The organism is Iodobacter sp. CM08 (assembly GCF_033446605.1).
GTDB lineage: Bacteria > Pseudomonadota > Gammaproteobacteria > Burkholderiales > Chitinibacteraceae > Iodobacter.
In genome coordinates this window covers 1-15,418 of the sequence record NZ_JAWQUO010000007.1, presented here as the reverse complement: position 1 = coordinate 15,418, position 15,418 = coordinate 1, and the positions used below count along the sequence as shown (strand labels likewise).

Annotated in this window: 12 protein-coding genes; 8 read left to right on the top strand and 4 right to left on the bottom strand. The window is 47.1% G+C overall.

Translation table 11 applies throughout. The features are described from left to right. Positions 1 to 51: 51 nt before the first annotated feature. The gene (locus R6242_RS05175; protein WP_046352479.1) at positions 52 to 483 is read right to left on the bottom strand and encodes a CBS domain-containing protein; all 432 of its coding nucleotides are present in this window, start codon (positions 481 to 483) and stop codon (positions 52 to 54) included. Between the two features lie 440 nt (positions 484 to 923). Next, positions 924 to 1,799: an acetylglutamate kinase gene (argB, locus tag R6242_RS05170; RefSeq protein WP_046352625.1), complete on the bottom strand. Its 876-nt coding sequence runs from the start codon at positions 1,797 to 1,799 to the stop codon at positions 924 to 926. Positions 1,800 to 1,988: 189 nt separating this feature from the next. Between argB and R6242_RS05165 the strand changes: the two genes are divergently transcribed. The 8 genes from R6242_RS05165 (at position 1,989) to R6242_RS05130 (ending at position 13,559) form a co-directional block, all read left to right on the top strand. After that, entirely contained in the window at positions 1,989 to 2,627 is a 639-nt protein-coding gene (locus R6242_RS05165) for a TetR/AcrR family transcriptional regulator (RefSeq protein WP_318424605.1), read from the top strand. A 1-nt stretch (position 2,628) separates the two neighbouring features. Further along, positions 2,629 to 3,708: an efflux RND transporter periplasmic adaptor subunit gene (locus R6242_RS05160; protein WP_318424602.1), complete on the top strand. Its 1,080-nt coding sequence runs from the start codon at positions 2,629 to 2,631 to the stop codon at positions 3,706 to 3,708. 4 nt (positions 3,709 to 3,712) lie between these two features. Continuing rightward, entirely contained in the window at positions 3,713 to 6,805 is a 3,093-nt protein-coding gene (locus R6242_RS05155; RefSeq protein ID WP_318424599.1) for an efflux RND transporter permease subunit, read from the top strand. A 171-nt stretch (positions 6,806 to 6,976) separates the two neighbouring features. Continuing rightward, on the top strand, positions 6,977 to 8,299 hold the full coding sequence (locus R6242_RS05150) for a TolC family outer membrane protein (protein WP_293937851.1): 1,323 nt from the start codon (positions 6,977 to 6,979) through the stop codon (positions 8,297 to 8,299). A gap of 80 nt (positions 8,300 to 8,379) precedes the next feature. Beyond that, positions 8,380 to 8,709 carry an H-NS family nucleoid-associated regulatory protein gene (locus tag R6242_RS05145; RefSeq protein ID WP_188053600.1) on the top strand — a complete coding sequence of 110 codons (330 nt, stop codon included), beginning with the start codon at positions 8,380 to 8,382 and terminating at the stop codon, positions 8,707 to 8,709. Positions 8,710 to 8,982: 273 nt separating this feature from the next. Next, positions 8,983 to 11,109 (top strand): UvrD-helicase domain-containing protein, encoded by a 2,127-nt coding sequence (locus R6242_RS05140; RefSeq protein WP_318424591.1) that lies wholly within the window; start codon positions 8,983 to 8,985, stop codon positions 11,107 to 11,109. Positions 11,110 to 11,281: 172 nt separating this feature from the next. Beyond that, positions 11,282 to 12,970 (top strand): response regulator, encoded by a 1,689-nt coding sequence (locus tag R6242_RS05135; RefSeq protein ID WP_293937845.1) that lies wholly within the window; start codon positions 11,282 to 11,284, stop codon positions 12,968 to 12,970. Between the two features lie 289 nt (positions 12,971 to 13,259). Continuing rightward, positions 13,260 to 13,559 (top strand): STAS domain-containing protein, encoded by a 300-nt coding sequence (locus R6242_RS05130; protein ID WP_046352484.1) that lies wholly within the window; start codon positions 13,260 to 13,262, stop codon positions 13,557 to 13,559. A gap of 63 nt (positions 13,560 to 13,622) precedes the next feature. On the opposite strand, the gene R6242_RS05125 is transcribed toward R6242_RS05130, so the two are convergent. Together R6242_RS05125 and R6242_RS05120 are read right to left on the bottom strand one after the other, a co-directional pair. Continuing rightward, positions 13,623 to 14,723, bottom strand: a complete 1,101-nt coding sequence (locus R6242_RS05125; RefSeq protein WP_293937842.1) for an AI-2E family transporter — start codon at positions 14,721 to 14,723, stop codon at positions 13,623 to 13,625. Positions 14,724 to 14,772: 49 nt separating this feature from the next. Beyond that, positions 14,773 to 15,075, bottom strand: coding sequence for a hypothetical protein (locus R6242_RS05120; RefSeq protein WP_293937840.1), 303 nt, complete (start codon positions 15,073 to 15,075; stop codon positions 14,773 to 14,775). Between the last annotated feature and the right edge of the window lie 343 nt (positions 15,076 to 15,418).

Below are 15,418 nucleotides of genomic sequence, written 5' to 3'. Positions count from 1 at the left end.
GCATAAAAAAGACCAGCATGGCTGGTCTGTTTAGGGTGGCCGCATTTAAGCTCAGGAATGAATATAGTGCTCTAGCTGGGCAATGGTGAATTTCTGCTCTTCGATGATTTCACGCACCAAATCGCCAATCGATAATACCCCTAGAACCTTATCCCCATCTAAAACCGGCAAGTGGCGGATTCGTTTTTCACTCATGATCGCCATACATTCATCGATCGTGGCCGATGGCGGCACACAAAGTAGCTTACGCGTCATGATTTCTGACACTGGCGTGCCCGCCGAAGTTTTACCCATCAAAATCACTTTTCTGGCGTAATCCCGTTCGGAGAAAATCCCAACAAGGTGATTTTCTTCCATCACCAACAAGGCACCAATATTTTTTTCTGCAAGCACTTGCAAGGCTTGATATACGGAAGCCTGAGGTGTAACTGACAAAATATTATCTATGGCTTTTTCTGCAAGCAGCTGGCGTGCTGTTTTCATATGGTCATCTCCCTGATGGCTAGTACTCTAACTTTAGATGGCAGAGCGCAACATGCAAGGATGACGTAGCTTAGTTTTTACAAAAAAACAAGAAAAGGGGATAAAAGCAGCACAATCTTAATATTTTAATTGCTTAGGCTAGGGTCTGTTGACGTTTCATTCACAACTGCGCTGAGCCGGAAAATGGCTAGGCACAAGGCATGCGACGAAGGCAATAACGGGTTATTGTCGAGGAGCATAACGCAGTGAATGGCCATTTTCCGGCCCAGCCCTTCGGGTTTGACCCATTTTTGGGGCTGCTCAGCGTTAAAAATCGCTAATGGTACTCGTGCCATGTCGCAATTTTTGCCTTGTTCAGCCCCAAAACTGGGCCAAACGCAGCCGTGAATGAAACGTCAACAGACCCTAGGGGCTAAACCCCAGCCTAAGCAGCACTTAACTTACTTAGCGCGAATCATGGTTCCTACACCTTGCTCGGTCAGCACTTCTAGCAGCAGCGCGTGTTTTACTCGGCCATCAATGATGTGTACCGCGTTCACGCCACTCTTAGCCGCATCCAGCGCTGAAGAAATTTTAGGCAGCATGCCGCCAGAAATCGTGCCGTCTGCAAATAGCTCGTCGATACGTTTAGCAGAGAGCTTCGTAAGCAGATTGCCTTCCTTATCAAGTACGCCAGGGGTGTTCGTCATCATGATGAGCTTTTCAGCATGCAAGACTTCAGCCAGCTTGCCCGCGACTAAATCGGCGTTGATATTGTAGCTTTCACCGTTTCTATCTACGCCAATCGGCGCAATCACAGGAATAAAATCACCCGCATCTAAATGCGCCACGATGGTTGGGTCGATCGATTCAATTTCACCCACTTGGCCAATATCCAGCAGCTCGTCTGAGCTGTCTTTTAGATACATTTTACGGGCCTTAATAAAATGCCCGTCTTGCCCAGTTAAGCCAACGGCCTTGCCGCCATGCTTATTAATCAAGGAAACGATTTCCTTGTTTACATGGCCGCCCAATACCATTTCGACGACATCCATGGTTTCGGCGTCAGTGACGCGCATGCCTTGGATAAATTCGCCCTTCTTGCCGATACGATCCAGCAGTTCGTTAATTTGTGGGCCACCGCCGTGTACCACAACGGGGTTCATCCCCACCAACTTGAGCAGCACCACATCACTAGCGAACCCTTCTTTTAACTCGGGCTCAGTCATTGCATTACCACCGTATTTGATAACGATGGTCTTATCAAAAAAACGCTGAATATAAGGCAAGGCTTCCGAAAGAATTTCGGCTTTTTCTTGCGGGGTAATCGTGGTCATGGCGAGTCCAAAAACAAGATAAGGTCTAGCAGCCCTGCCACACCTAAGTCATCTCTACTGCAGAGGCGAAAGGGAGGCTGCCGCGTAGCAGAATTCTAACAGTCTCGAGCAGGTTACATTGTAATTTTTGACAGCTTCTTTCGTTGAGAGAATAATTAAATAAATATTCATTTATTAAAATGGTGTGTCATGCCCCCTCTGTGCAAACGCTGGTGCCGTCGTAAAGAAGCGCGCCCACAAGAAATCCTGGAGGCCGCACTCGCGCTCTTTGTTGAAAAAGGTTTTGCCGCCACTAAAATGGCCGATATCGCCAAAGCAGCGGGGGTGACCAATGGCACACCGTATATTTACTTTGCCAGTAAAGAAGAAATATTCAAGACGGTAGTGCGGGAGCTATTAATCCCGCAACTCGCCCGTGGGCAAGATTTACTGACCACCTTTCAAGGCAGCTCCGCCGACTTGCTCCGCGCCATGCTCTCTACTTGGTGGCAAACAATGGGCGAAAGCCAGCTTTCTGCCATGCCTAAGTTGATGATTGCCGAAGGGAAAAACTTCCCTGAAGTGGCCAAAATCTATCAAGAAGAATTTGTAGACCCCGGCAATACCATGCTGCGCCATATTCTGCAAAGAGGCATCGCCAGTGGCGAATTTCGCATACACGATGTTGATTACGCCATTGAAGTGATTTGCGCCCCCATTATTGTGGCCATGCTAATGAGACATTCGCTGATTAATTGCCTGCCCGATGTGCTTGATCCTGAACGATTCCTCCATACCACGCTTGATCTCCTCCTTAACGGCCTAATGGCCTCACCCAAGGACCATTAACATGAATAAAGCCATCCCTTTGCTGCTCATTAGTGCCGCACTTCTTAGTGCCTGCAAGGAAGAACCCAAGCCACAGGAAGAAGTTCGCCCCGTTCGCACCATGACCCTCGCCTCTAATCCAACCAGCAATTACGCCGAGTTTTCTGGCGAGCTACACGCTCGCCAAGAAAGCGCGCTAGGCTTTCGGATTCCTGGCAAATTAATCAGCCGCTTGGTCGAGATTGGCAGCGAAGTTAAAGCAGGCACCCCCTTAGCTAAAATTGATGCCCAAGATATGGCGCTCAATGCCCTGGCCGCCAAGGCACAAGCAGAATCGGCAGCAAGCCAACTTAGCCAGCTCAAATTAGATCTCACCCGCTCCCAAGAGCTACTCGCCAAAAAATTTGTAAGCCAAGCCGAAGTAGATCGCAAGCAAACTGCGGTGATTGCCGCACAAAAATCGCTACAACAAGCCCAAGCTCAGCAGCAACTCGCCCAAAATCAAGCGGGCTATACCACGCTACTTGCCAGCAGCGATGGCGTTATTACTGCCACCTTGGCCGAGCCTGGCCAAGTCCTCGCCGCAGGCCAGCCTGTGGTGCAATTGGCAAAAGCGGGTGAAGTTGAAGTCTTTATTGATCTGCCAGAAACGCGTAGCCACGATTTGAAACCAGGCCAGCACACCGAGATTAGTTTCTGGGCACTACCTGGCAAAACTTTTAATGGCAAAGTGCGCGAAGTCTCCCCGGCCGCCGATCCAGTCAGCCGCACTTACCGCGCCAAAGTGACACTAGAAAAGCCCTCCGATGATATCCGCCTTGGTATGAGCGCCACGGTAAGAAGCAGCCAAAGCAATACAGCTCAAGCCAGCACCACCCTGCCACTGACCGCAATCTACGGCAAAGGCAAAGAGCAGCGCGTCTGGCTGGTGGATGTGCAAAGCAAACGGGTAAAGAGTATTGCCGTTGCAGCGAGTCAGTTAGATCGCAATGAGCAAGTACAAGTCAATGGGCTAAAAGCAGGCGATGTTGTGGTCACTGCGGGGGTGCATCTATTACACGAAGGGCAGGCTGTGAAGCTATTGCCTGCACAGGGGGAATAACAGCATGCAGCAAAACAAAGCAGATGTGGCCCGCTTTAATTTATCCGCTTGGGCCTTAAAGCATCAATCCCTCGTGCTGTACTTAATGGTGGTACTTTCGCTGGGCGGCATCTTAGCTTACGGCAAACTGGGGATGAAAGAAGACCCCGAGTTTACCTTTAAAGCCATGGTGGTCAGAAGCTTCTGGCCAGGCGCCAGCGCGCCAGAAATGGAGCAGCAAGTTACCGATAAGCTAGAAGAAGCCCTGCAGGGCATTGCTTATATTCATTTCACTAAAAGTTACTCCAGAAGCGGCGAATCACTGATCACGATTATGTTGCACGAGGATCAAAAAAATAATGTAACCGATGCTTGGTATCAGGTCAGAAAGCGCATTAATGACGCCAAGGGCAAGCTGCCTCCCGGCGTGGTAGGACCGTTTTTTAATGATGAGTTTGGTGATACCTACGGCAATCTTTACGCCTTTACTGGCGATGGCTTTAGCTACCCTGAGCTTAAAAAATATATTGAATTAGCCCGCACCGAGTTACTGCGTATCCCAGATGTAAACAAAGCGCTATTGATTGGTCAGCAGGATGAAAAAATCTATGTGGAATACTCTAATGCCAAGCTCGCTAGCTTAGGTATTTCGCCATTTCAAATTAATAAAGTGATTGCTGCCACCAATACCGTCACCCCAGCGGGTGCGATAGAAGGCAAGGACGAGCACGTATTTTTACGTGTAACCGGCGGCTTTAATGCCGTAGAACACTTACGCAGGCTGCCGCTTACCGTTGCTGGAAAAACCTTTTTACTCGGCGATATTGCACAGGTATTTCGCGCCACCATCGACCCACCGCAAACAAAAATGCGCTATCAGGGGCAAGATGCGGTTGGCTTGGGGATATCGATGCGTAAAGGCGGCGATGCGGTAAAAATGGGGGAGCAAATCGACACGGCCCTCGCCAAAATGAAAAGCAACCTGCCCATTGGTATAGAAATACATACCATTTCAGACCAGCCGGCTGTGGTCAAAAACGCCATTCACATCTTTATGAAATCCCTGCTGGAAGCTGTAGTGATTGTGCTAGCCGTCAGCTTTTTAAGCTTGGGGTGGCGCACCGGTATTGTGGTGGCTTTATGTATTCCGCTGGTGCTACTGCTGACCTTTCTTGGCATGGGTATTTTCAACTTGGAGCTGCAAAGGATTTCGCTTGGCGCACTGGTGATTGCGCTGGGCTTATTAGTGGACGACGCCATTATTGCGGTTGAAATGATGGCGCTTAAATTAGAGCAGGGCTGGAGCCGCTTTGATGCCGCCACCTTTGCCTATACCTCCACCGCGTTTCCTATGCTAACCGGCACGCTGATTACCGCTGCAGGCTTCTTGCCAGTAGGGCTGGCTAAATCGGATGCGGGTGAATACACCTTCTCTATTTTTGCTGTGATTGGAATTGCACTGGTGCTGTCGTGGATTGTGGCCGTGGTGTTTACCCCCTATATGGGCTATCACCTGCTGCCAGAATCCACTCGGCATGAAGAACACGATATTTACCAAGGTGGTTTTTACGTACGCTTTCGCAAGCTAGTAACGTGGTGCGTTACATGGCGCAAAACGGTGATTACCGCCACGCTAGGCGCGTTTCTGCTGGCCGTAGCCACCTTTGCCTTGTTTATCCCGCAGCAGTTCTTCCCTGCGTCTGCACGGCCTGAACTGATGGTAGATATGTGGCTGCCCTACACCGCCTCTATTGACGCCACCGAGCGCGAAGTTAAACGCATGGAAGCCATCGCCATGAAAGACCCCGATGTCGATCATGTCACCAGCTATATCGGCGTAGGCTCGCCGCGTTACTACCTGCCCCTTGATGAGCAAATGCCCAACCTCAATTTTGGCCAGCTCACCGTGATGACCAAAAACGAAAAGGTACGAGAGAACGTCTACAAACGCCTTACCCAGAAATTTGCCGATGATTTTCCACTAGTGCGTGGCCGAGTAACGCGCTTAGAGAACGGCCCGCCAGTTGGTTATCCGGTGCAGTTCCGCATCAGTGGCACCGATACCGCCGTGCTAGGCCGCATTGCTAGCCAGGTTGCCGAGGTGATGCGCAAAAACCCAGACACACGCCAAGTCCACACCGATTGGGGCGAAAAAGTAAAAGTAGTCAGGCTGCAAACCAAGCAAGATCGTTTACGCCAACTGGGCTTAACTTCCCAAGAGCTGGCTTCTTACCTGCAAATGGCGGTATCTGGCATAACCGCCACACAGTACCGTGAAGCCGATCAGAGCATCGATGTCATCACCCGCCTCACCAGTAATGAGCGCACCCGCCTCGATTTTCTGAAAGATTTGCGCGTGCCTTTACCATCGGGCCAGTTTGTGCCGCTATCCCAGCTGGCAACTTTGCAGTTAGAGAACGAAGAAAGCCTAATATGGCGACGTAATCGGGTCGCCACGCTCACGGTACGCGCCGATGTGGCAGGTAGCGCCCAAGCGCCAGACGTGAGCAATGCGCTGATGCCTAAGGTGCGTGAAATCGAAGCCAAACTGCCTCAGGGTTATCATATTGAAACTGGCGGCACGCTAGAATCCTCTGCCACGGGGCAAGAATCGATTAATAAAGTCATGCCACTGATGCTGTTAGTTGTAATGACCTTATTGATGCTGCAGCTGCAAAGTATCCAAAGAATGATTATGGTGCTGCTCACCGCGCCGCTGGGCCTGATTGGCGTGGCGATTTCCTTACTGTTGTTTCAAGCGCCATTCGGGTTTGTGGCAATGTTGGGCGTGATCGCTCTTTCAGGCATGATTATGCGCAACTCGGTAATCTTGATGGATCAGATTGAGCAAGATCGTGCAGCAGGAGACGATGCATGGACCGCCGTAATCGAATCCGCAGTAAGGCGTTTCCGGCCCATTATGCTGACCGCTGCAGCCGCAATTCTCGCCATGATCCCGTTAACCAGAGATACCTTCTGGGGCCCTATGGCGATTGCGATTATGGGCGGGCTATTTGTAGCAACCGTTTTAACTTTATTATTTTTACCGGCTTTATATGCAGCTTGGTTCCGCTTAAGCCCACCAGAGCAGCCTGCAAATGTAAAAACATCTACATAAAGCATACAAATTTCGACAATTTAAAATAAAGGGAAGGGGGATTATCTCCCTCTTCCTTTGTACGACTTAACTCTGAACAGAAGGCTTTGAGCCTAATAACTGCACTTCAGTGGCTTTTTAAACACAAATTTGAACAATATATTTTATCCCCTCAAAACACCTGAGACACCCATGATGAAAAAAACTTTAATTGCACTGAGCATCGCTATTTTTTCCCAACCGCTCTTTGCTACTGATTTGATCGAATCTTGGAACGCGGCACAAAAATATGATGCTAATTTTGCCGCTGCACGCGCAGGGCTAGATGCAGGGCGCGAAAAAGTCGAGCAAGGTAAAGCCTTATTACTGCCGCATATTTCTCTATCTGGAAATGCCAATCGAGAGCAATCAAGCTACAGCCCAGAAAACCGTGACAGCATCAGTACTAATGGCGAGAACTATGGCTATAAACTAAGCCTTATCCAGCCTATTTATCGCGCAGAGGCATTTGCCGGTGCCGATCAGTTAAAAAAACAAACTGAACAAGCCGAAGTCATTTTTCGCGTCGCCGAGCAAGACTTAATTCTGCGCGTGGCTAAAGCTTATTTTGAAGTTTTAGGTGCAGAAGAAAAAGTAAAACAAACCACGGCCCAAAAAGAAGCCGTGGCTCAGCAACTGGCACAGGCCAAAAAATCTTTTGAGGTTGGCGTATCTACTATTACCGATACCGATGAAGCACAAGCTCGATTTGATTCAATCACTTCCGCCGAAATTGCCGCCAAAAATGATCTAGCCATTAAGCGTAATGCATATGGGCAACTCACTCAGCTTAATCCAACGGAGCTAAAACCGATTAGCAATCGCCAACAACCTACCCCACCACAACCTAATGATATGGCGGCATGGATACAACGTAGCGAAAATGGCAGCTTAGTGATTGCAGGCCAGCAATTAGGTTTAGATATTGCCAGCCGTGAAATCGACAAATACCGCCTAGAAAGTTCCCCAACTCTAGATTTAGTTGCGGGTTATGGTGATGCATGGCAATCCGCTGGCATATCCAAATCAGGTGGATTAGATCGTAGTGGCTCAGGACAAATTGGCTTGCAATTATCCATTCCATTGTTTACCGGTGGAGATCGTTCTTCTAAATTACGCGAAGCAATCGCAAAAAAAGAACAACAACGCCAAACAGTAGAAGCAAGTCGTAGAGATACAACTCAATTTACCAAACAAGCTTTTTTAGGCGTGAGTTCCGGTGCTGCGCAAATCCTCGCATTACAACAAGCGCTTAAATCGAGTGAATCATCATTAGCATCAACTAAATTAGGGCGTGAAGTTGGCGTGCGTACTACTATTGATGTACTTAATGCCGAACAAACCTATTTCTCCACCCGTTATGACCTAACTGTAGCCCGCTACACCTATTTGTATGCACGTTTACAATTAGCCGCAACAAGCGGGGAATTGTCCGAAAAAGATCTAAATTCAATAAATATTTGGCTTGGTAATTAAGAAAGCTTGAATTGTGGCGAATAGATATCCATAATCCGTTCGGTGAAGCACCCCAATTTAAAGACCCAAGGAGAATTACCGTGATTGATCTTTCCCCACTGAGCTATAGCGACTTAGTTGAACTGCGCAAGAACCTGGAAGTTGAAATTGTTCGTCGTAAAGAATCAGAAAAGCAAAACCTGATTGCCGAACTGCAAAACTTGGTTGCTTCTAAAGGCTTCTCATTGTCTGATGTATTGGGCACAAGCAGCGACAAAAAAGCAGCTAAAAAAGCCGCTTCTACTGCTAAAGCACAATTCCGTAACCCAGCTGATGCAGAACAAACTTGGACTGGCCGTGGCCGTAAGCCACAATGGGCAATTGAATTCTTGGCTCAAGGCGGTTCATTAGAAGCACTGCGTATCGCCTAATTAAGCCTTGTTTTATGAAATTAAAGAATAAACCGGTAGCATATTTTTTTACTAAAAATTATTTTATATGCAGGTACAAAAATTAATTTCTGTACCTGTGTAAAAATACCTTATGTTAAATAGTATGCCCTTGAATACTCTCATTATTTTATAAAACATTGTGCGCATATCGCCCCAAACAAGGCAGCTTCGGCTGCCTTGTTTGTTATTTAGCCCCTGCTAAATAGACTGCTAGCAGTACAATCCTCTCATCTTTATCTGTGAATCCTTGCCATGTCGCATCCCCTCACCGCAAATCTCAATCCAGAACAAGCCGCCGCCGTTGAGCTTCCTCCGGAACACGCCCTGATTTTGGCCGGTGCGGGTAGCGGCAAAACCAGTGTGTTAACAACGCGCATTGCTTGGCTGTTATCCACAGGACAATGCAGCCCCGCCGGTTTATTGTCAGTTACTTTTACCAATAAAGCCGCAAAAGAAATGCTGCTAAGAATTACCTCAATGATGCCGCTTAATCCACGTGGATTATGGATGGGTACATTCCACGGATTATGTAATCGTATGCTGCGTTTACATTGGCGAGATGCTGGCTTACCCGAAGCTTTTGCAATTTTAGATTCTGCCGAGCAACTTTCACTAATTAAGCGGATATTGAAAGCATTAAATATAGATGATGAAAAATACCCGGCAAAAGTTTTACAACAATATATTAATGGCCATAAAGAAAATGGCCGCCGTGCAGGCGATGTAGATGCTTGGGATGATTATTCGCGCATGCTGCGATTAATTTATGAAGAATATGAAAAACAATGCCAACGGGAAGGCGTTGCAGATTTTTCTGAATTATTACTACGCTGTTACGAATTACTTTCTAGAAATGAATCTTTACGAACGCATTATCAAAGCCGTTTTCGCCACATTTTAGTCGATGAATTTCAAGATACTAATAAACTCCAATACGCTTGGTTAAAGCTTTTGGCGGGCAAAGATAATGCCCTCTTTGCTGTTGGAGATGATGACCAATCTATTTACGCATTCCGTGGTGCGAATGTAGGCAATATGCATGATTTTCAAACTGAATTTGCCGTAAAGCATGTGATTCGTCTTGAGCAAAATTATCGCTCACAAGGCAATATTTTAGATGCTGCCAATGCGGTGATTGCAAATAACCGTAATCGCTTAGGTAAAGAATTATGGACAAGCGAACCAGCTGGCGAGCCTATTCGCGTGTTTGAAGCAGCTACAGATTTTGAAGAAGCGGCATTTATTGTTGAAGAAGCCCAATCTTTAATAAGAGATGGCAATCGAGCCAACGATATTGCCATCCTTTATCGCGCCAATGCCCAATCACGGGTGATTGAGCACGCGCTATTTAGCGCGGGTGTGCCTTATAAAGTGTATGGTGGTTTACGCTTTTTTGAACGCCAAGAAATCAAACACGCTTTGGCCTATCTGCGCCTGATTGCTAATCCTGGCGACGATAATGCCCTGTTACGCGTCATGAACTTCCCTACCCGTGGCATTGGTGCCCGTACCATCGAAAGCATCCAAGAAAGCGCACGCCATGCCGGTACAAGCCTCTGGCAAGCCGCCTGCTCTGGAGCAGCAGGCCGAGGTGCAGCTGCGGTTAAGAAATTTGCAGAGATGATTGAGGGCATGCGTCAGCAAGCTACAGGCCTAGCGATGCCTGAGCTGGTCGATATGATGCTTGATCTATCTGGCCTGCGCGCGCACTACCAAGCCGATAAAGAAGGCGAGGAACGCCTTGCCAACTTAGGCGAGCTGATTAATGCCGCCACTCATTTTGTGCAAGAAGACGAAAACAATCTGATCGCATTTTTATCCCATGCCAGCCTAGAAGCCGGTGATCATCAAGCGAGTGCGCATGAAGACGCGCTGCAATTGATGACCGTGCACGCCTCAAAGGGCCTAGAGTTTCATGCGGTATTTTTATGTGGCCTAGAAGAAGGCTTATTCCCTCACGATAACAGCATGAACGATGCCAGCGCGGTGGAAGAAGAGCGCCGCTTAATGTATGTCGCCATTACCCGTGCGCGTCGCCGTCTTTACATTACGCTTGCCCAAAGCCGTATGCTGCACGGGCAAACGCGCTATGCCGTTGCCAGCCGCTTTATGCAAGAAATCCCCCAACAACTTTTAAAGTTTTTGAACCGTGGCTATGCTCCACAAGGCTATTCAGGCCCAGCCACCCTTGCCAGCAAAATTAAATCGCCTACACCCGAGCACGGCTTAGCCATCGGCATGAATGTAGAACACCCTAAATTTGGTAAGGGCGTGGTAACGGACTATGAGGGGGGTGCCAGTGGTAATGTCCAAGTCAACTTTGTAGAGGTAGGATCTAAATGGCTGGCTGTAGCTTATGCAAAATTAAAAGCGCTATAAGCCCAAGTGGTTGTTTATTCTTGAATTGATACAGGATGGCAACTTAGCTATAAGAAGCATATAGGCAAGCTAGCCTCTTTAATTTACTCTATGGCCCTTACTCATTACCGTGGTTTACTTTTTAGCAGACCACGGTAGAGACCTCATCTAATACCTAAAAGCCTCAAATCCTATGGCTGAAAAAATTAGCGCCTTCTCGGTAATATCCTCAGCTACGGCCAAGCGTAAAGCCGCCAACGGCATTCCTGACATCGCCAGTTTACGGGTCTTAGTGATCGATCCAGTGGCTGAAGTTCGTACTACCGTCGGCATGACACTAGGCCAATATGGCACCAGCCATGTTGATCATGCCAGTAGCAGCAGCGAAGGCTTAACCAGCATCCGCCGGATTAAATATGACTTGGTACTGTGTGAATATGATTTAGGCACGGGGCAAGACGGTTTATTTCTATTTGATGAGGCACGCCGCAATGATTTGCTCAAGGCCTCGTCTATTTTTATCATAATGACCGCCGAGAGAAGCGCCCAAAAAGTACTCGGAGCAGCTGAGCAATCACCGGATAGTATTTTACTCAAGCCCTTTACCAGTGAAATGCTCTATAGCCGGATACTCACGGCCCTGCAGAAAAAAGTACGTTTCAAATTAGTGGATGAAGCCATTATGGCCCACGATTTCTTAAGTGCGATCCAACTTTGCATCAAAGCAGCCAAAACCAGTGGCGAATACGCAATCGATTTTTTGCGCCTAAAAATTCATCTACTCCTGCGAATTGGCGACTGGGTCAGTGTTCGAGACCAATGCCGACAGCTACTTGTTGAGCAAGATTTACCTTGGGCAAAAATGGCCTTAGGCAAGGCCTTATATCAGCTAAAAGGCTATTCAGAAGCAACCTCGGTATTTAAAGCCATCATTAGCGAGCATGAGCATGCTCTAGAAGCCTACGATTGGCTTGCGCGCACCCAACAAGCACTAGGCAATGACCAAGCCGCAAAAGAGACCTTGCAACGCGCCATTGTTAAATCCCCCTTTGTTGCAACAAGGCAGCGTCAGCTCGGTGATGTCGCCCTGCGTAGTGGCGATTTAGCCACGGCAGAAACGGCACTGTTAGAAACAGTAAAAATTGCTCGGCATTCATTCTTACGTAACCCAAGCGATTACGGGCAATTAGCCGATGTGCAAATTAGTAGAGGCGATATGGCGGCAGCTCGCCGTACCGTAGCAGAGGTGCGGAAGGATTTTAAAGACCCACAAGTCATCATTTTAGCCGATGCGCTTGATGCCGATATCTCCATGCAAGTAGGCGAAGTAGAAAGCGCTCAAAACCAGCTTAATATCGCACTATCGCAACTTGTACAACTCAAGCTCCCACCAAGCCCAACCGTGGGCTTAGCTTTAGCAAAAGCCTGTTTTAATCAACAAAGGGAAGAATTAGCAGAAATTGTGGTGCGCAATCTTCTAAAAAATCGCCATGATGACCTATCATTGGCGGCAAAGATCACAACACTTTATCAGCAGCACGGTAAACCTGAGCAAGCCGAGCTACTGATCAAAGAAAATACCGCCAGTATTGTCACCCTCAATAATGAGGCCGTGCAACTGGCACGTAGCGGTGATTTAGCAGGCGCTGCCGAGCGATTTATCCGTGCAGCCGCCGAAATGCCAGGTAATTTGCAAGTCTTGCTCAATACTGTCAATGCGCTACTGGCCCATACCAACCAGCATGGCTGGCATCAAGAATGGATGCAATTAAGCAATGATTTCCTACAACGCATCCACGAACTAGATCCAGTCAATGGTAGAGGCTTACAGCTGCAAGAGTTTTATCGTAAAACTAAAATGCGCTATGGCATAACTAACTGACCTAAAGTCTTAGTTAAGTAATAATGAACTCCCAGCAAAAATCAAAATGCATCTCTACAATGAAGAGGATGTAAAAATCCTAGCAGCTTTTGTCGGGTTTAGGCGGCCGTAACGAGGAAATGGCCAGTTTGAGGCACATTTCATGCATTTCCGAAGTGAACAGCTAACTTCTCAACGAAAAAATGCGTGAAATATGCCCGAATCAAGCGTTTTCGCAGTAGGTCAATCCTAAGTCCGGCGGGCTGCTTAGGCTTGCTAAACTGAATTGAGATTAACGAAGGATATAATCATGCAAACCAGCACTAAGATTGATGATCATAAAGGTCGTATCATGTTAAACGGCAATTTTACGTTTGAATCCCATCGTGAGTTCAAACAAGCCACTACCGCAGCACTAGAAACCCCTGGTCTGACAGAGCTAGAGATGGATTTTAGCGCGGTGGATTACATGGACTCAGCAGCATTAGGCATGTTATTGCTATTAAATGAACGTGCTAATGGTCGGAAAGTCACCTTGGTAAACTGCCGTGGCACCGTCAAAGCCGTGCTAGAAATTGCCAACTTTGGCAAAATTTTCGAAATAAAATAATCACCAGAAAAAAGGCACCGCCATGCCCGCGGTGCCTTGCCTGATTCAATAATAACTCACACCTCAAACACGAGCGGTTCCGCCTTTTACCCAGCTCCCTAGCAAGGTATAACAAACCGCCAATAGGGTTGGACCTAAAAACACCCCTAATAAACCAAATGCCAAAGCCCCACCCAATACACCAAATAAAATCAAAATAAAGGGTAAATCGCTTTCTTTACCAATAAAGAGCGGCTTAACCACATTATCTGCAGTGCCCACCACCACTACCATCCATATGGCCAAAAACACCGCCCAGCCAGTATGCCCCTGCTGATACAACCACGCCGCAGCAGGCAAACCAATTAAGCCTGGCCCACCTGGTAATAAAGAAAGAAAACAACTAGCAAAACCAAGTGTTAATGAATTAGGTACGCCAGCAATTAAAAAACCAAACCAAGCCAATATGCCCTGCACTAAAGCAGTACCTAAAAAACCATAAACAACTCCTCTTACAGTACCACTTGCCACATTTAACAACGATTCAGCTTTGTCACCTGCAATACGCCGCATTGCTCCTTTTAACCATGCCGATGCGCTTTCACCATGCATATAAAAGAAAAAAGAAACAATCAAACTTAAAGCTAATAATAAAAAACCACCGCCAACAATCCCCCCAAATCGTAATAAACCTGTAGCTACAGGGCCACTCAAGCCTCGAATACGCTCTAATAACTGAGGATCTCCTTGGCCTAATTTAAGCCAGAAGCCATTCAGCCATTCACCAAGATAAGGAAAAGTACTGACCCATGCAGGTAAAACAGGCCAACCTGCTTCAAATTGCAGCCTTACTGTTTTAATTAAAGAACCCGCTTGGCTCGCAAATTCAATCCCAGCAAATAGCAAAGGCAAAACTAGGAAAGTCAGCAAAGCGCCAATAAGCAACAAAGCGGCAATAAAGCGACGGCCTCGGCATAGTCTAACTAGCCACTGATAAGGCTTCCAAGTAGAGTAAACCAAAATCGCAGCCCAAATTACCGAAGCCAAGAAGGGGGACATGATCATCAAGCCAAGCCATATAAGCGCTCCCATAGCCAACAAAGCGGCTAACGGCTCAATTAAATCAGAACTTTGAATACGCATCATCACTCGCAAATAAGCATCCAGAATAGGCATTGCTAGCATAACTTATTGCGAGCGAGTCACGTGTGAATAGCGAGTTAAAATAATAAATTTAATCGTGGTATAAGTGGGAATACTTCTTTGATTGCACAATAAGCCGAGAAACAATCACCACAACTTGATGACGCCCCGCAATAGAGTTAATGTCTTTATCACACTCTTCTAATGCAGCATGAATTTCACATGCTAAATGAAATAGCACGTTTTTCTCTCTCAATGGAGCCATTGGTAGATAGTAGTTAATTTCATCAATAATATGATCAGCAAGCTCATCCGAATACTGTACAGGAGATATCAAAATACGCTCGTACAAACGCACGCCGATCACACCAAGCGCAAGCAGCTGGGTGGGCATGATTTAACTCCTATTTAGTAAGCATTAGTTTACTCTAGTCTTATCTACACTCCACCATAGCACCTCCCGTCGGATGGCAAACTCAACATGCCATACAGCACTTTTCTTTAGCAACACATAACTATTCCATCATTTTCTTATTAAAACACAGAAAAAAAACTTGTAAGTTAAGTGTAGGTCAGGTTAGCCTTTTTGCATACAAGACTTAGCTGTTACTCCTTTCTTGCGCGCAAAGCAAAACCCCCGCCTCTTTCGAGTACGGGGGTTCTGTTTACTACATAAGGTGTCTGGCGATGACCTACTTTCACACAGGTAATCTGCACTATCATCGGCGCTAAGGTGT